At 41.9% G+C, this 17,841-nt stretch carries 14 protein-coding genes; 3 read left to right on the plus strand and 11 right to left on the minus strand.

Features of this window, described 5'->3' with window-relative positions:
• Position 1: 1 nt before the first annotated feature.
• The 4 genes from B9Y81_RS00730 to B9Y81_RS00745 all read right to left on the minus strand — a co-directional run bounded on the left by B9Y81_RS00730 (position 2) and on the right by B9Y81_RS00745 (position 5,668).
• Positions 2 to 2,743 carry a putative LPS assembly protein LptD gene (locus B9Y81_RS00730; protein ID WP_085535090.1) on the minus strand — a complete coding sequence of 914 codons (2,742 nt, stop codon included), beginning with the start codon at positions 2,741 to 2,743 and terminating at the stop codon, positions 2 to 4.
• Positions 2,744 to 2,804: 61 nt separating this feature from the next.
• Complete coding sequence (locus B9Y81_RS00735; RefSeq protein WP_085535091.1) at positions 2,805 to 3,347, minus strand: HD domain-containing protein; 543 nt, start codon at positions 3,345 to 3,347, stop codon at positions 2,805 to 2,807.
• A 102-nt stretch (positions 3,348 to 3,449) separates the two neighbouring features.
• Positions 3,450 to 4,736, minus strand: coding sequence for a 3-keto-disaccharide hydrolase (locus B9Y81_RS00740; RefSeq protein WP_085535092.1), 1,287 nt, complete (start codon positions 4,734 to 4,736; stop codon positions 3,450 to 3,452).
• Positions 4,737 to 4,969: 233 nt separating this feature from the next.
• Positions 4,970 to 5,668, minus strand: coding sequence for a M48 family metallopeptidase (locus B9Y81_RS00745; protein ID WP_085535093.1), 699 nt, complete (start codon positions 5,666 to 5,668; stop codon positions 4,970 to 4,972).
• A gap of 102 nt (positions 5,669 to 5,770) precedes the next feature.
• Here B9Y81_RS00745 and gpmI point away from each other — a divergent pair, with 102 nt between their 5' ends.
• The 3 genes from gpmI (at position 5,771) to B9Y81_RS00760 (ending at position 8,720) form a co-directional block, all read left to right on the plus strand.
• Positions 5,771 to 7,294 (plus strand): 2,3-bisphosphoglycerate-independent phosphoglycerate mutase, encoded by a 1,524-nt coding sequence (gene gpmI, locus B9Y81_RS00750; RefSeq protein ID WP_085535094.1) that lies wholly within the window; start codon positions 5,771 to 5,773, stop codon positions 7,292 to 7,294.
• A 63-nt stretch (positions 7,295 to 7,357) separates the two neighbouring features.
• Positions 7,358 to 7,945 (plus strand): DUF3109 family protein, encoded by a 588-nt coding sequence (locus B9Y81_RS00755; protein WP_085535095.1) that lies wholly within the window; start codon positions 7,358 to 7,360, stop codon positions 7,943 to 7,945.
• Positions 7,935 to 8,720, plus strand: coding sequence for a DUF3667 domain-containing protein (locus tag B9Y81_RS00760; protein WP_085535096.1), 786 nt, complete (start codon positions 7,935 to 7,937; stop codon positions 8,718 to 8,720). Before B9Y81_RS00755 ends, B9Y81_RS00760 begins: the two co-directional genes overlap by 11 nt.
• Positions 8,721 to 8,756: 36 nt before the next feature.
• Here the strand turns inward: B9Y81_RS00760 and B9Y81_RS00765 are convergent, their stop codons facing one another.
• The 7 genes from B9Y81_RS00765 to infB form a co-directional block, all read right to left on the minus strand.
• Entirely contained in the window at positions 8,757 to 9,722 is a 966-nt protein-coding gene (locus tag B9Y81_RS00765; RefSeq protein WP_085535486.1) for a glycine N(alpha)-acyltransferase GlsB, read from the minus strand.
• 19 nt (positions 9,723 to 9,741) lie between these two features.
• The gene (locus B9Y81_RS00770) at positions 9,742 to 10,563 is read right to left on the minus strand and encodes a lyso-glycine lipid O-acyltransferase GlsA (protein WP_085535097.1); all 822 of its coding nucleotides are present in this window, start codon (positions 10,561 to 10,563) and stop codon (positions 9,742 to 9,744) included.
• Positions 10,564 to 10,804: 241 nt separating this feature from the next.
• A complete protein-coding gene (gene sufD / locus B9Y81_RS00775; protein WP_085535098.1) occupies positions 10,805 to 12,145 on the minus strand; it encodes a Fe-S cluster assembly protein SufD in 1,341 nt (446 codons plus the stop codon).
• A gap of 1 nt (position 12,146) precedes the next feature.
• The gene (gene sufC / locus B9Y81_RS00780) at positions 12,147 to 12,902 is read right to left on the minus strand and encodes a Fe-S cluster assembly ATPase SufC (protein ID WP_085535099.1); all 756 of its coding nucleotides are present in this window, start codon (positions 12,900 to 12,902) and stop codon (positions 12,147 to 12,149) included.
• Positions 12,903 to 12,924: 22 nt separating this feature from the next.
• Positions 12,925 to 14,370, minus strand: a complete 1,446-nt coding sequence (sufB, locus tag B9Y81_RS00785; protein ID WP_085535100.1) for a Fe-S cluster assembly protein SufB — start codon at positions 14,368 to 14,370, stop codon at positions 12,925 to 12,927.
• A gap of 25 nt (positions 14,371 to 14,395) precedes the next feature.
• Entirely contained in the window at positions 14,396 to 14,884 is a 489-nt protein-coding gene (locus B9Y81_RS00790) for a CvpA family protein (RefSeq protein ID WP_085535101.1), read from the minus strand.
• A 9-nt stretch (positions 14,885 to 14,893) separates the two neighbouring features.
• Complete coding sequence (infB, locus tag B9Y81_RS00795) at positions 14,894 to 17,836, minus strand: translation initiation factor IF-2 (protein ID WP_085535102.1); 2,943 nt, start codon at positions 17,834 to 17,836, stop codon at positions 14,894 to 14,896.
• Between the last annotated feature and the right edge of the window lie 5 nt (positions 17,837 to 17,841).

Consider the following 17,841-nt stretch of genomic DNA (forward strand, 5'->3'; position numbering starts at 1 on the left):
ATCAATACCATTTTTGTCCATCACGATAGTTGCTTCTTTGATCCCATTTCAGGTCTTTCAGCAAAGACGAATTTACCGCGATAGAGAAAGAATAAGTTTTATACGGACCTACCGGAACAAAACTTGCGGTCATCTGCCAGCAGTGAAGTGTACGTGAGATATTGCAAGTCATGTAAGAAAGTTTATTATTATCGAAATCATACGTAGCGTTGAAGTTGAAACGCCAATTCTTCGTTGGTTGGATATTCCCATTAAAGCTCAGCGCATGGGTTATCTTGTATTTATATTCTGCATTTGCGATATCGATCTTCTGATTGTCATAATTAAGGTTCATGCTGTAATTAAAAGACAAACTCCAGGGGATTGTATTTACATAATAGCCATCGGCATCAGCGTCTGACGCTTCTGCCTTCTGATCTTTCCTTAACCTTCCTCCTTCGGTAGTAGCGGTTTCTTCATCAGGACCATTCATACCCGGTTGATCCTGATCGGCCGTGTTGTTCGCTGAAGCTCCCTGATCGCCTTTCTTTTCGGAGCCTCCCCCGCCAAACAACTTCGAGAATGTATCATTGTTGAATGTATAAGAAAAACTGGTACCCGTAGAGCGTAAACGCCCCAAACCTTTACCGGCTTCCCAACGCGTTTTGTTCTGTCTAACTAAAGAATTCGTATGATCATCATACCTGTAGGTATAAGTATCAAACATTGCGTTCAGGTTTAATGTATAACTTTTAGAGAACTTCAAACGTAAAGAGGCTGAAATATCACTCCATTGGAAAGAATCGGCCGCCAGATTATTACTTATACTTAAAGAAAGCTTATCAATTAAACTGATCTTCTTAAATCCTGTAGAATCCTTATCCGAACGTATTTTTGCTTCCACATTATTAGATACCGAGAAAGAAACACTTCCCTGCTTTCCTTTTGATGGAATACCGAATTCTCGTCCTTCAAAAGGCGAGTAAACATGTTCTTGCTGTATCCCATTCATATCCTCATACAGATACGTCTTGTAAAATCCATAGCTGGGATCTCCAAAGTCGGGTGCCGCACTGAATGAGATCGACGGTTCTAAGCGATGGCGTATCATCTGCACCGCATCTCCAAATATCGACCAAGGTTTAAAATTACCATAAACGGTGGTAGAAGCAGAAACCGACGCATTATAGTCATACACTCTATAGAAACCATAGGTGGTGTCTTTTACCATTAAAGCATTTTGAGTGGGATCATATTCTTTTTCCACCTTATTGCTATACCAACGCTCCGTGTAATTGAAAGTAGGCGTAATATTAATGTAATTAAACAACGAGAAAGTCGCACTTACTGGTATTTTATGCTGCATGGCATTCTTCCAATCTTTAACGAGGCTGGCCTTAAGGAATTGATCTTCTTTCGTTGTAATACTGTTTCGCAAATAACCGGTGTACTGCATGGATATTTTTTCATACCATCGCTCAGCTCCTACACGCGATTTTCTTTTAAATGGGAAAATACGGCTCATCGTAACAGTTAAGTCCGGAAGGGTAACCGCTAAAGAGGAGTCTTTCATACGCTGATTAACACTCATTGTACCGGAAATGCTGAATGGATTATTCGGAAAACGTTTGGTTATATTGACCGTTGATCCTTTCGTATTCTCGGTAGCACTACCATATCCGTTACTACTATTGCCGTTAAAATGTCCGTATTCATTATTCCTGTCAAAACTACTCGTCGCAAAATTTACGCTGGCAGAAAAAGTCAGGAAAGGATTCGATTTCGGATCCTGAGAATGCGACCAATTTATTTTGAAGTCTTTAGCCAAAGAGTAATCGGGCAATTTTTGTCCTTTGATAACATCTCCATATTTAGATACCTGATAGGCCAGGTTAAAGTTTCCGGAATACTTATATCGCTTACGATAAGAAGACTTAGCCGCTAGCCCCCAGGAACCTTTAGTGTAAATTTCGCCGGTCAAAGCTAAATCCATATAATCACTTAGCGCAAAATAATATCCGCCATCACGCAGGAAGAAACCGCGTGAACTTTCCTCTCCGAAAGTGGGCATAAGAATACCCGAAGAATAACTACTTGTAAAAGGGAAAAAGGCAAACGGTAGTCCGATCGGATAAAGCGGAACATCTTCGAGCACCAAATAAACAGGACCTGTCACGATGTCTTTTTTAGGCCTTACCTTGGCCTTCGTCATGTGAATATAGAAGTGAGGATGATCGTGTTCATCACACGTGGTATATCTTCCGGGTGCCATATTCAGCACATCCGATGGCATCTTCTTCGTTCTGCCCGAAGTTACAAACCCTTCTCCTTGTTGTGTTATTACGTCGGTTATGTATCCCTTTTTCGAGCCGAAATTATAGCGCATGGTTTTAGATTCATACTGCTGTTCGCCTTCTTTAAAAAGCGGATAACCAAATTCCAGTCCGGCAGTATCCAATGCGAATGTAGCATTGACCAAACTGCTATCCATATTCATCTGGATAAGCTCGGCTTCTAATTCTATATTCTGGTATTTAACACTGCCTTCGCCATACAGGAAAGCCCAATTATCGGCAGTCATCACGATAGAGTCTTTTGCCTGATAGTTTACCGGAGCATCGAGTCCGTTTTTCTTTGGGGGAATTGTATCGACAGGTACCACCTCAAGACTATCTGTTGGGATAGATTCTTCCTGGGCAGACACCACGAAACTTCTGGTTAAAAGAAATATCAGAAAAATAAAGACTCTGTATCTTAAGAACATTTTGTTTATTTGACCGTTATCAAAGTGCAAATGTATAACAAAATACCGCTACAAAGGATGTTTAATCTCCTAAAAAGAGTTTACACCACCTATCAAATCGTTCTTCCGTCTCGCTTCCGTACTTCAAAAGTGATTTTTTTATCTTCTTGACAGGCTTTTCAACACCCAATTTAGTCTTGCTATAAAACTTGTCGGCAAAACAGATCAGCTGCTCTTCAATCGAAACGGGCAGCATGTCCCGATGCGGCAAAGGCAGCCCTTCTTTTTCAATCATTGCCAAAGAAAGCCCGGTACCGGTATGCCGTTCACAAACCAAGGCATGTCGCTCCAACCCTTCTTTCCTCAGCAAGTCTGCCCCCAGATAGCCGTGACAGATATAAGGATACGCTCCGTAACATGCTATACCCGGCGCATCACACAAAAAAATTCCAATATCATGCAGCATGGCTGCTTCTTCCACAAAACGCGTGTCTATCTGCAATTCCGGATGCATAGCTGCTATTGCTAATGCTTTATCGGCTACGCTTCTGCTGTGGGTTACAAGTATATGATAAGCTTCGGAACCGGGAACGTAATAATTTGAAATAATATCTAAGGGATTCATACTGTCTGTGTATCTGAGTTTATTAAAAAAACCGGAAAAAGTGCTTCACTTATAACAAGTGGCATCTTCATCCGGTTTCTCAAATTTATATAATTCCTGTTTTTACAAAGTCTTTACTTTCAGGTTGCGCCAAAGAACTTTGATACCTCCTCCATCGTGTATCTGAAGGGCGATACGGCCTTTTCCGGCTCCGATCTTAGCGTCAGTAAGATTTACCATTTCCTGATCGTTCAACCAAGTAGTAACATTATCTCCCTGAACTTTAATACGCATGGTGTTCCAGTCTTTTACTTTCAGGATAGTTTCTTTTTCATCGGGTATTTGCTCCAACCAGCCACGTCCGTATGATTCGTAAATACCACCTGTATCATGTCCTTTTGGTGCTACTTCTACCTGCCAGCCGTTCACCTTCACTCCTTCTTCAATAAAAGAACGGATAAAGACACCGGAGTTACCGTCGGCTTCTTGTTTAAACTCAACAGTCAGGTCAAAATCATCGTAATAATCACGGGTAGCCAAGTAACCATATTGCTTATCTGGACCGCTTTCACAGATCAACAAACCATCTTTTACATACCAAAGTTCGGTTCCATAAGCTTCCCAACCGGTCAGGTCTACACCATTAAACAGATTAATGTCTTTCGGTTTGCGTGGCAATTCCTTTATCTTAATATTACGGAAAGAAGCCGGGTAGCCATGATCCTGCAAACAAAGAACGCCTTTCTGAGCCAATCCATATTCGGGCGCATTTTCCCATTTACCGCTATTTTTGCGTGCATGCCAATCGTCTGTCCATGCTTCGAATTCAAGTATTTTTTCACCGTTCAGCCAATGTTCTACATGGCCATTGTCAAAAACGATTTTAGAATTATTCCATTTTCCTTGCGGATTAACTTTCATTTTTGATTTATCAGGCAAGTACATAGCATAATCTACGCCTAATTTTTGCCATTCTTCCAATGGTTCCGGAAAGTTAGGCTCGTCAATAAGTTGATATTCCGGTCCTGTTACATAAGGAACGGCGAATTGTGGGCGTTCTACTACGTGATATAACATACCACTATTGCCACCTTTAGACAATTTCCAATCCCACGACAATTCGAAATTTCCGTATTCTTTATCAGTAACTATGTATCCACTGGCGTCGCTACCATCGCCTTTCGCCTGTATACATCCGTCTACTACATGCCAAGGTTGCGTAAGCGTGGTTCCATTATAGTCTTTCCAGCCGTTCAGCGTAGTTCCGTCAAATAGTAATTGCCAGCCTGCTGCCTCTTCTTCCGGAGTTAATACATTGTGCTGAGTCGTATCACACGAAGTCAGCACACAAAAAACTGAGCAGGAGAGAAATAGTCCAGCCAATGATCTTGTAATTGTTGTTGCTTTCATTATAGATATGTGTTTAAAATAGAAGACACAACAAAGATAGTAATATTAATCTATCTTAACACTATGAAGTCTTTTGATTTTCTATACACAAAGGTCGGAATTAAATTTTGAGGCGCCTCAAAAGACAAAAGCACGGCCGTCAAAAGATAAAAGCACGGCCGTCAAAAAACAAAAGCAGGAGCCTCAAAATTAAAAAAGGCTGTATAACGGTACAGTTTCGATACGGTAATAAGTTAAATTGTATGGTATTTTTTCAGTTCCTGACGAAGTGCTTTCGATTGATTTTCCGTAACAGCATCCATCAATTTCCAGAAGCGTTCGTTATGACTCATTTCTTTGGTGTGGCACAATTCATGTAAAAGCACATAGTCGATCAGATGATCAGGCAGCAGCATCAATGATCTTGAAAGGCTTATGGATTTCCGGGCATTGCAACTGCCCCAGCTTGTTTTACTTTTCGAGACTCGAACGCCGGTATAGGTAAATTTGTTTCGAACGGCCAGATTGCGCAGTCGCCATGGCAAAACCAGTTTAGCCACGTGAAACAAAGCCCTTCCAAGTAAATCATACAGTATTTCCTGAACATGTTCATCCGAAAAATCAGTCTGAGACGGACAAGCAATATGCAGCATACCTTGTTCCAGTTTCATATAAAAGCCGCTTCGTTCTGTACAGAAAATATGCAGCCGGAATGTATTCGTTTGCAAAACCGTAGATTCATTTAATTGCTCACGGGCAGGTCGCTTTTGCAAAGCCTTGATCAGTTGCTCCCGCTTCTCTTCAATAAAGGCAAGCATCTGTTTCTCTTCTCCCTGTTCAGGCATAACAGCTTCAATCTTGCCATTCGCTATCTTCAGTGTATAACGAGTTGCTTTCGCACTCTTTCGAAGCGCTATCACCCCTAAGTCCTTGTCTATAATTTCTCTTTTCATTCCTAAGGCAAAAGTAATATAATAGTGCAAACAATTAATACATCGGAAATCCCTATCTTTGCGGCTATTATACAAATTACAACTAAAATAGATATTTGAATTATGGGCAAAAAAGCACTCTTAATCATTTGTGATGGCTGGGGAATCGGCAACCAGGGTAAAAGTGATGTTATTTTTTCGACACCAACTCCTTACTGGGATAGCTTAATTAAGAACTATCCTAACTCACAACTGCAGGCTTCGGGAGAAAACGTAGGTCTGCCCGACGGACAGATGGGTAATTCGGAAGTAGGTCACCTCAACATTGGTGCAGGACGTGTGGTATATCAGGATTTAGTTAAGATCAACATTGCCTGTCGTGAAAACACAATCATGAACAACCCGGAAATCAAACGTGCTTATAGCTACGCCAAAGAAAACAATAAAAATATTCATTTCTTAGGATTGGTTTCAGACGGGGGTGTACATAGCTCTATGGAGCATTTGATGAAGCTCACCGACATTGCCCGTGAATATGGCATTACCAAATCGTACGTACATTGCTTTATGGACGGGCGAGACACCGACCCGAAAAGCGGAAAGGATTTTATTGAAGAACTTGAAAAGCACCTTCAAACAACAGGCGGAAAGATAGCTTCCATCATCGGACGCTATTACGCAATGGACAGAGACAAACGCTGGGAACGTGTAAAAGAAGCTTACGATTTGCTTGTGAACGGCATCGGAAAATCTGCTGAATGTATGGTTCAGGCCGTAGAAGATTCGTACGCCGAAGGAATCACCGACGAATTTATAAAACCAATCGTACACACCGAAAACGGCAAGCCGGTAGCTCAGATCGAAGAAGGGGATGTAGTGATCTTCTTCAACTATCGTAACGACCGTGCAAAAGAATTGACCGTTGTATTGACGCAACAGGATATGCCGGAAGCCGGTATGAAAACAATCCCGGGTCTGCACTATTTCTGTATGACTCCTTACGACGCAAATTATAAAGGACTTCATATTCTTTTTGACAAGGAAAATGTAAGCAATACCCTGGGTGAATATCTGGCTGAACAGAATAAAACTCAGCTTCATATCGCGGAAACCGAAAAGTACGCGCACGTAACGTTCTTCTTCAATGGTGGACGTGAAGAGCCTTTTTCCGGCGAAGATCGTATTCTTGTGCCATCGCCTAAAGTGGCTACTTACGACCTGAAACCGGAAATGAGCGCATACGAAGTTAAAGACAAATTGGTTGAGGCTATTCATACGGAAAAGTACGATTGTATCATCTGTAATTATGCAAATGGTGACATGGTGGGACATACCGGCATTTACGAAGCCATCGAGAAAGCGGTTGTAGCCGTTGATAATTGCCTTCGCGATACGGTTGAAGCGGCAAAAGCAAAAGGATATGAAGTGATTATTATCGCGGATCACGGAAATGCGGACAATGCGGTTAATACTGACGGAAGTCCGAACACGGCTCATTCATTGAACCCCGTTCCTTGTGTATATGTTACAGATCGCGAAGGAGCGAAAGTAGAAAACGGAATTCTGGCAGATGTAGCCCCTACCCTTTTAGCCATACTGGGATTGGGTCAGCCTGCTGAAATGACCGGACGTTCATTGATAAAATAAGATTATATCATTACCATAGTAAAGACAAGGCGCGCCTTGTCTTTACTATTCATATTTTTATTTATGATTCAAATTGAAGATACGCTGATCAGCTTAGATATCATCGAGAAGGCATTTATTTGCGACCTGGCGCAATGCAAAGGAGCCTGTTGTGTAGAAGGAGACTCCGGCGCACCTCTTGAAAGCAATGAATACCAGATCATCAAAAAGATACTACCCGAAATCTGGAATGACCTCTCACCTGAAGCGCAAGCTGTTATCGAAAAGCAGGGTGTTGGTTATATAGATGAGGATGGCGAGGTAGTAACCTCATTAGTAAACGGACGCGACTGTGTGTTTACCTTCTACGATGAAAAAGGCATTTGTAAATGCGCGATAGAAAAGGCGTACCGGGAAGGGCGGATCGATTTTTACAAACCGATATCCTGCCATCTTTATCCAATTCGGGTAGCGAAGCACAATACATTCCGCGCGCTGAACTATAACAAATGGAAGATTTGCAAACCGGCTGAAATCCTGGGTAGCAAGGCCGGCGTTCCTTTATATAAATTTCTGAAAGAGCCCTTGATCCGCAAGTTCGGTGAAGCCTGGTACAACGAATTAGAGACAGTTGCTTCCGAATGGGAAAAACAAAAAGAAAGTGAATTGTAAGAATTGTGACACGGAAGTTAATACACCTTATTGTCCGCAATGTGGACAAAAAAGTGCTACCGAACCGCTAAATTATAAATCTTTAGCGCAAAGCGTAATGCTGAGCTTCGGAACAATAGACAGGGGTATGCTTCGCACATTGATCGACCTCTTTACTCAGCCTGCCCGTATGGCAGCGGAATATGTATATGGCCGGCGTGTTACGTTCTTTGCCCCCTTCCAGCTGCTCTTCCTAACGGCAACTCTTTACATGATTATCTATTTCTGGAGTGGGGAGAGTAGTGATTTTGAGATAGGCAACAGCTTCTCGAATATGTTAACACCCGCGGTAAATACTTTTTGCACGAAGTTAATCCGCTTCTTTCAAAATAACCGGGGAATCATGTGGGTGTTTTGTATCCCGTTACAGGTTTTAGTATTCCGCATGCTTTATAAAGAGATACGTTATCGGTTCACCTGGGTGGAGACCTGTTTCATCGCGGCTTATTTCTTTTCACAGATCATTATTATCGAACTGATTTTTGTTTTGTTCAATGCGTTTTTCCCGTCTTATGCCATCAATGACAGTTACTTAATGCTTTCCTATTTATTTTTTTTAAGTTACGACATGAAAGAGTTGACCGGAGGAACATGGAAAAAGAACATATTCAAATGTATCTTCGGGCAGTTTTTATTCTTTACTGTGCTGGGATTTATAGCCCTTTTCGTAACAATAGCAGGCTTCATTATTTACGGATTGCTTAAGCAACAAGAAAGCCTTGCCTTTTTGATGTAAAAAGCAAGGCTCCATTTGTTTCTTTTATTTAATTGCTTACTCCGCGTTTTTTATCAAATCTGTTGAAGATTGGTCTTCTTTCAGATAGGTTTCAATATGGCGTTTCTTCTTTTCTTCCAAAATTTCATTTATCGCGATCAGGATACCGGTCTCTTCTACCTCTCCGAATTCTTGGTTAACAGCAGTTCCGAATACGCGCATTTGTGGAGAAAGACTCATATATGCGCTTACTAACGGCGGAACGTTTATACCCAACTTACGCACCTCAGTATTCAATATCTTATAATTCTCCTTAAAGTTCTCATGCGGAAAAAGAGTCTTCATTTTTTCGATATCCGTATCTGTTTGCAGAGGACATACCGGAGTAATCAAGCGATCTTTATCGGGAAAATGCAAACTTAGAAAATACAGAATCATATTTCGGGCTTCTGTATTATAGGTGTTATACATGGTTACTTTGCCGAAAAAGTATTTAAGGGTAGGGTCTATTACCGACAAGGCTCCTAAGCCATCCCACAGATTGTCTAAAACAAACAACCCTTTTGCGCCGGCACGCGTTGATTGATATTCCAACGTAACAAAAGATCTCCCCAGTTCAACAATATAGGGCAGATAATCTTTAATAAATTTCTCAGAAAAATTAAACAAATGCGAAGTGGCCAGCATTGGCTTCCCGTCCTTATCAAACTTTACATCCGAACCGCACAAAAAGCGATAGCCTCCTAAAATCATATCATCTTCCGGACTCCACACTATCAATTGACGATAAGCATTGTCCATCGTATCATACTCATCAATATCCATCTCTTTGCCTGTGCCTCCGCCATAGAAACGAAAGGCGATCTCGCGCAAACGTGCGATCTCGCGCATTACGTTTGGCGAATCATGAGCCGTAACGATATAAATTTCGTTATTGGATTTATTGGTTCTCCGTAAGAGTTTGTCTTTCGTCAGTTCCGCCTTAAGCAGTTCTATATCTACCGGACTAATTATCTCCTGCATTTGCATACATCTTGCTGTTCTAAAGTTTATAAACAATTTGCTTCACCCACTCAGCCCATTCAGCGGGCTTTCTACTTTTATCAAAGGTTTGCCAGGGAATCGGTTCTCCAAAATAAATTTTGAAGGTTTTATGTTTAGAATTAAACATTTCGTCCGGCAAATAAATCATTTCGTAATTCATTTTCACACCGAATGCTTTACGCACATTCGACAGGTTATAAAAGAAAGAGGAATTTTTTCCTTCAAAACGAACAGGAATAATATCCCGTTTATATTCTACGGCTTTTTGGATAAAAGACTTTTTCCATTCCAGATCTACAATATCGCCTTTTATCTTTCTGGAACAAAGTCCGGCCGGGAAAGTGACAATTTGATTATCCGAAGCATAAGCTTCTTCAAGCATTAGCGCCGCTTCCTTACCTTGCGATCCATGTTTGTTGATCGGAACAAAAATAGTTCTCAGATTAGCCAAGTAAAGCAATAAGTCGTTAACCAGATATTTTATCTTTCCATCAAACTTACCACCGATAACGGCAGACAAGCATATACCATCCAACCCTCCCAAAGGATGATTAGACGCGAATATAAAGCGCCCTTTATCAGGAATATTTTCGTCGTTGACAAGTTGCAAAGTCAAATCGAAATAACCGATTAATTCTTGCATAAACTCTACACCTTCTTTATCCTGATATCTTGTCAGAATATCATTCAGTTCATCCTGGTGAACTGTTCTTATCAAATAGTTGACAATAAAGCCCGGTATTTTCCCGGCAAGGGAAGGTGCTTTTTGTCTTAAGATTTGTTTGAGATCTATTCTGCAAATATTTTCTTTATCTGCCATACACTGATATATCTTGTCGCAAAGATAGAGTTAATAATGAAAACTACAGGACTTATAACCATTTAATTATCTTAACGAATAGAGACTAAGGGTCATAAAAAGAGCTATAAAACAAAAGACCATGCCGTAATCAGGCTCTCTCAAGAACCTCTTTCCGGCATGGTCTTCATACAATTTTATCTATTTTCATCTATGATTATTAGCCGCTTTATTCGCTAACAATCAACACATAAAAGCATCCTTAAAAACAACTACAACCGGAACAGGTGGCCAATTCTCCACGAAAACGTTTTTCCACCAAAGCTGTCAGTCTTTCCCGTAGCGGTTCAAGCCGTATGTGGTCTAACACATCAGCCGTAAATGCAACACTCAGCATCATACGCGCCTCAGCTTCGGGGATACCACGACTTCTGAGATAAAACAGCGCGTTTTCATCCAATTGTCCGGTTGTCATACCGTGCGAGCACTTCACATCATCAGCGTAAATCTCCAATTGTGGTTTGCTGTACATACGGGCATCGCGGGTAAGCAGCAGATTCCTATTACTTTGGTAAGCACGTGTTTTTTGAGCATCCAATTTCACCAATATACGCGCAGCAAAAGAACCTACCGAGTGATCATTCAGTACATTTTTGAATAATTCCGTACTATGGCAATTTGGTACCGCATGCGTGATATGGCTGTAAACATCCACTTTCTTTTCCTTGTCCATCACTCCCATACCACATAACGTGGCTTCGGCATATTCACCGTTCAACTCAAAGTAGTAGTTGTTACGGCTAAGTCCGTTCATTAACGTGATACCATTGACAAGTACGTTTGAATTGGCTTCCTGTTTCACGTGCAATGAAGAGAAGCGCGTAGTCAGGTCGTTTGTTTCTTCCAACTCATAAAAGTCTAAAAAAGCACCTTCTCCAACGAATATCTCCACCACCTGTGTTGCCAAGAATTTCTTGTAATCAAGACAGTGGTCACAAACTAAAAGACGGGCTTCGGAATGTGCTTCCATAATAATCAGCATACGACGATTCGCCATCATCTCCACCTTACTACGTAAGATATTGATCAGCTGCATTGGCTTTTCCACCACTACTCCTTTGGGTACGTAGATTACAAAAGCATCTTGCGCCAACATGGAGTTTATTGCGATTATACCGTCATGTGCTGTTGATGCGGCTTTGCCGTAATACCGGGCTGCCACATCCGGATGCATCTCCGCAAATTTCCTGAATCCCCCGACGAATGTTCCATCGGGTAAGTTCTTATCCTTATGTGTTTTCTCAACATACGAATCGTTCACCATAAAGTAAAGCGATGTTCCCAGATTAGGAAGATCACAATGAAATACATCTTCCGGTTTGAAAGACATATCCAAGCGGTTAAGATTCAATCCGTAATCAGAAGAAAAAGCTTTCTGAACATCCGTATATCTGTAGTTTTCATCATTTGATGAAGGGAATCCGATTCGTTTAAAGTCTTCGAAAGCCTGAGCCCGAAGTTTATTCATCACCTCAGGAGAATGTTTAGTTATCAAGTTCTCTTGTTGGGCGAACAAATCAATATATTGTTTTTCTGCTCCCATATCATGCTTTTGTTTCAGGCTCCTTAATCCAATCGTATCCTTTCTTCTCCAGTTCCAGCGCTAATTCCGGACCGGCACTTTTTACAATACGACCATTATAAAGGACATGTACAAAATCAGGTTTAATATATTCCAGTAGTCGTTGATAGTGGGTAATTACAATTGTCGCGTTTTCCGATGATCTCATCTCATTCACTCCTTTTGCCACAATACGAAGAGCGTCGATATCCAAACCACTATCGGTTTCGTCAAGGATAGACAATTTAGGTTCCAGCATAGCCATCTGGAAGATTTCATTCCGCTTCTTTTCACCGCCTGAAAATCCTTCATTCACACTACGTCCGGCCAGTTTATTATCCAACTCCACAATAGCTCTTTTCTCACGCATTAACTTTAAGAAGTCTGTTGCCGAAACAGGTTCGAGACCTTTATATTTGCGGTGTTCATTTACTGCCGCACGCATGAAGTTAACCATACTTACCCCGGGTATTTCAACCGGATATTGAAAGCTTAAGAAGATACCAGCGCGACTACGATCTTCCGGTTCAAGCTCCAGCAGATTCTTACCATTATATAGCACTTCACCTTCTGTCACTTCAAAAGCGGGATTTCCAACCAATACGCTACTTAGGGTACTCTTACCCGATCCGTTTGGTCCCATTATCGCGTGGATTTCTCCGGCGTTTACTTTTAAATCTATTCCCTTTAATATTTCTTTGCCTTCAATGTTGGCATGTAAGTTCTTTATTTCTAACATGTTTATTATATATATCTTTATATTATCCGACACTGCCTTCCAGCGAAATACTGAGTAGTTTTTGTGCCTCAACGGCAAACTCCATCGGCAATTTATTCATTACTTCTTTTGCATATCCGTTTACGATCAATCCAACCGCTTCCTCCACCGAGATGCCACGTTGCTGGCAATAGAACAATTGCTCTTCGCTGATCTTGCTGGTGGTTGCTTCGTGCTCTATTACCGCTGTTTCATTTTGCACATCGGCATAAGGGTAGGTGTGAGCTCCACAGGTGGAACTAAGCAATAAGCTATCACATTGGCTATGATTACGGGCTCCTTCAGCACGGGCTGATATTTTCACTAAACCCCGGTAACTATTATGGCTGAATCCGGCAGAGATTCCTTTAGACACAATACGGCTTCTGGTATTTTTCCCCAGATGGATCATCTTCGTTCCTGTATCTGCCTGCTGATAATTGTTTGTTACGGCAACAGAATAAAATTCGCCTACCGAATTATCTCCTGCCAGAATACAACTTGGGTATTTCCATGTAATAGCCGAGCCGGTCTCTACCTGAGTCCACGATATTTTACTGTTATCTCCTTTACAAAGTCCTCTTTTTGTCACGAAGTTATAAATACCACCCTTTCCTTCTTTATCACCCGGATACCAGTTTTGAACAGTCGAATATTTTACTTCGGCATTCGTTTGAGCGATAATTTCCACAATAGCGGCATGCAATTGGTTTTCATCACGCATCGGGGCAGTACAACCTTCCAGATAGCTTACATAAGAATCATCTTCCGCAACAATAAGTGTGCGTTCAAACTGACCGGTATTGGCCGCGTTAATCCGGAAGTAAGTGCTCAACTCCATCGGACAGCGAACTCCCTTTGGTATATAAACAAAGGAACCATCTGAAAACACAGCGGAGTTTAATGCGGCAAAGAAATTATCACGATAGCTCACCACACTTCCCAAATACTGCTGAACAAGATCAGGGTGATGCTGAACGGCTTCACTAAAGGAGCTAAAGATCACGCCTTTCTCGGCCAACACTTCTTTAAACGTTGTTTTCACAGAAACACTATCCATTACAGCGTCAACCGCCATTCCGCTTAACATTTTCTGTTCTTCCAAAGGAATTCCCAGTTTATCGAATGTTTTAAGCAATTCAGGATCTACTTCGTCCAGACTTTTCGGTCCTTCTTTTTGCTTCGGAGCAGCGTAATATATAATATCCTGGTAATCGATCGGAGGAATGGTTAGATGAGGCCATGTAGGCATCTCGAGCGTAAGCCAATGGCGATAAGCTTTCAGCCTAAATTCCAATAGCCACTCGGGTTCATTCTTCTTCGCGGATATAATACGAACAGTTTCTTCGTCTAATCCCTTGTGAATCGTCTCCGTATCAATATCAGTAACAAATCCGTATTTGTATTCACTGGTTGTTACGTCATTCAATATATCATTTGATTCTTGCATTATACTTTATTTAAAAAACAATCTTTTACTCGTTATAGAACAGTTTGTGAGGGTAAATGGTTGGCACGATTTCTTTTATCGGAGCATAGAAGCGAGACTCTACTTTGATTTCAGGAGCTATAAGCGCAGATTTCTTTTCAAAAACCTCAAGAAAGTTCAGTCCCAAACTTAAAAAAAGGAGCATGATAACCAAACCTAATGCCCCTCCTCCTAAATGATTTAATACGCCAAGCGGCGTTACACCGACAACCCGGTGTACAATTTCTCCGGCCAATAAAATAATTCCAAGTATTAAAATAAAACCGAATATATAGCTGATGATCGTTACCGACTCGGCAGAGAACCAATCCAACCGTATCAGATGTCCTTCCACCCAAACGGCAACCTCCGCACAAAAGTAAATAGCAACAGCCAAGGCTATAAGCGAAACAACCTGTTTGATCATTCCATCAAACAGGCCTTTCAAAAATCCTATACCTGCCAGACATAGCAATACAATGTCCAACCAGTTCATATCGTTGTTTTATAACGTTTGTTTAACCTCTATTTCTTCGTAAGCTTCAATAATATCGCCAACCTGAATATCGTTGTAATTGGTAATATTAAGTCCGCATTCATATCCGAAGGCAACCTCTTTCACGTCATCTTTAAATCGTTTCAGCGATCCTAAATTGCCTGAGTAAATCACAATACCATCACGAATCAGGCGGATTTTGTTAGAACGTTTGATCTTACCTTCCTTAACCATACAACCGGCCACAGTTCCGACTTTAGTGATTTTGAACACTTCACGTACTTCCACATTCGCGGCAAACACTTCTTTCACTTCAGGCGCAAGCATACCCTCCATTGCACTCGTTACCTCTTCGATAGCATCGTAGATGATAGAGTACTGGCGAATCTCTACGCCTTCGTTTTCCGCGTTGCGTCTGGCAGCTTGCGAAGGTCTCACCTGGAAACCAATGATAATCGCATTTGAAGCAGCCGCAAGAACAACATCCGATTCCGAAATCTGCCCTACCGCTTTGTGTATTACGTTTACCTGTATTTGCTCTGTAGACAAGCGAATCAAAGAGTCTGAAAGCGCTTCCACTGATCCGTCCACGTCTCCCTTCACAATCACATTCAGCTCCTGGAAGTTTCCGATTGCTATACGGCGACCGATATCATCCAGCGTAAGCATTTTCTGCGTACGCAAGTTGAGTTCGCGCTGTAGTTGCTCACGACGATTCGCGATATCACGCGCTTCCTGTTCTGTTTCTATGACATTAAACGTATCACCGGCCTGAGGAGCACCATTCAATCCTAAGATCAATGCCGGTTCAGAAGGTCCGGCTTCTTCAATGCGTTGGTTACGTTCGTTGAACATTGCCTTTACACGTCCGAAGTGCGTACCTGCCACCACGATATCACCCATTTTAAGTGTACCGTTCTCTACTAAAATAGTAGATACATATCCACGTCCTTTATCTAATGACGATTCTATGATCGAACCAATCGCTCTACGTTTTGGATTAGCCTTCAAGTCGAGCAAGTCGGCCTCAAGCAATACTTTTTCAAGCAATTCTTCTACACCTAAACCCTTCTTGGCCGAAACTTCCTGACTTTGGTATTTACCTCCCCAGTCTTCCACTAAGTAGTTCATACCTGCCAGTTCTTCCTTAATTTTTTCAGGGTTCGCGTGCGGTTTATCTATCTTGTTAATCGCGAAAACAATCGGCACACCTGCCGCAGCAGCATGATTGATAGCCTCCACAGTCTGTGGCATCACATTGTCATCAGCAGCAACAATAATAATCGCGATATCTGTAACTTTCGCTCCACGTGCACGCATCGCGGTAAACGCCTCGTGCCCCGGAGTATCCAGGAACGTAATTCGACGTCCGCTACGTGGTAGTTTCACGTTGTAAGCACCGATATGCTGTGTGATACCTCCGGCCTCTCCGGCAATCACATTCGCGTTTCGAATACCATCAAGTAAAGATGTTTTACCGTGGTCAACGTGTCCCATCACCGTAACGATAGGCGGACGCGCAACCAAATCTTCTTCTACATCCTCTTCCTCATCGGCATTGATCGCTTCAACAACCTCCGCACTTACATATTCTGTTTTGAAGCCAAATTCTTCGGCTACTATATTAATTGTTTCAGCATCCAATCGTTGATTGATTGAAACCATGATTCCAATACTCATGCAAGTACCGATTACTTTCGTTACCGGAACATCCATCATATTAGCCAAGTCGTTCGCTGTAACAAACTCGGTCAGTTTCAATACTTTGCTTTCCAGTTCTTCCTGTTCAAGCAATTCACTTTCCCGTCTTACGGCCGCGTCACGTTTATCGCGTCTGTACTTCGCACCTTTATTGCTCTTATTCCCCCTGTTTGTCAGGCGGGCAAGCGTTTCCTTCACTTGTTTTTGTACATCCTCCTCACTTACTTCGGCCTTTACCGGTTTTCTCAGACGAGGTTTACGGAAATCCTTATTACCTCCGCTATGTCCACCACTATGTCCTCCGCTATGGGGCGCGTTTGTTCCGGGTGTATTGTTTACATCTACCCGATCCTTTTTAATACGTTTGCGCTTTCTCTTCGCATCAGCGTCGGCAGCACTTGTTCCGGCAGTACCTGCACCCGTTTTCGGGGATTGGGTATTGGGGTTATTGCCAGCAGCAGTATTCGGTCCTTTACCATGACTGAATTTCTCACGCTTATCTTCCCGCTCTTTACGACGTTCCTCTTTTGTTTTTTTCTTCGGACGAGTAGATTGGTTAAGTGTAGCCAAATCAATCTTCCCCGTTACCTTAATGTTCGATTCGAACTTAGGTGCACTCAGGCGAAATAAAGAATCATTGTCAGCGCTCGCGGTTTCTTCATTTTCCTGCCCTTTATCCACAGGGGCTGATGTAGTTTCAGGTTGTGTCTTTTTAACAGTCTCTGCTTCCACAGTTATTTTATTTTCAGCGATTAGTTTTTCCGCGTTCTCTTGTTCCTTCGCGGCAGGAATTACCTGCGGAGCTTCTACCTTGGGTTGAGGCTTCGGTTCAGGTTTTACAATAACTTCTTTTTTAACTTCCGGTTCCGTTTTTTTAACCTCAGGTTCTACCTTCACTTCAGGCACAACGGGAGCTTGCTGCTCCTGCGGCTTGTTCAACTCATCCAAATCAATCTTTCCCTTGGTTACAATCTTTGGCTTATATTCTTCCGGAACTTCTGTTTTAATTATTTCAGGAGTTTCTTTTTTTGTGATATGCACTTTTTTAACAGGGCGTTCAAAAGCAGGTCGTTCCCGTACTCCGGCATGCGAAGGTTTCCCAAACTCACTTACGAGTAAAGTATATTGTTCATCACTGATCTTCGTGTTGGGATTACTCTCAACCTGATGACCTTTCTTGTTCAGAAACTCCACAACCGTGGTGATCCCTACGTTTAAATCTCGTGTTACTTTTATTAATTTTATAGGCATATCAA

Source organism: Massilibacteroides vaginae (assembly GCF_900178525.1).
Taxonomy (GTDB): domain Bacteria; phylum Bacteroidota; class Bacteroidia; order Bacteroidales; family Tannerellaceae; genus Massilibacteroides; species Massilibacteroides vaginae.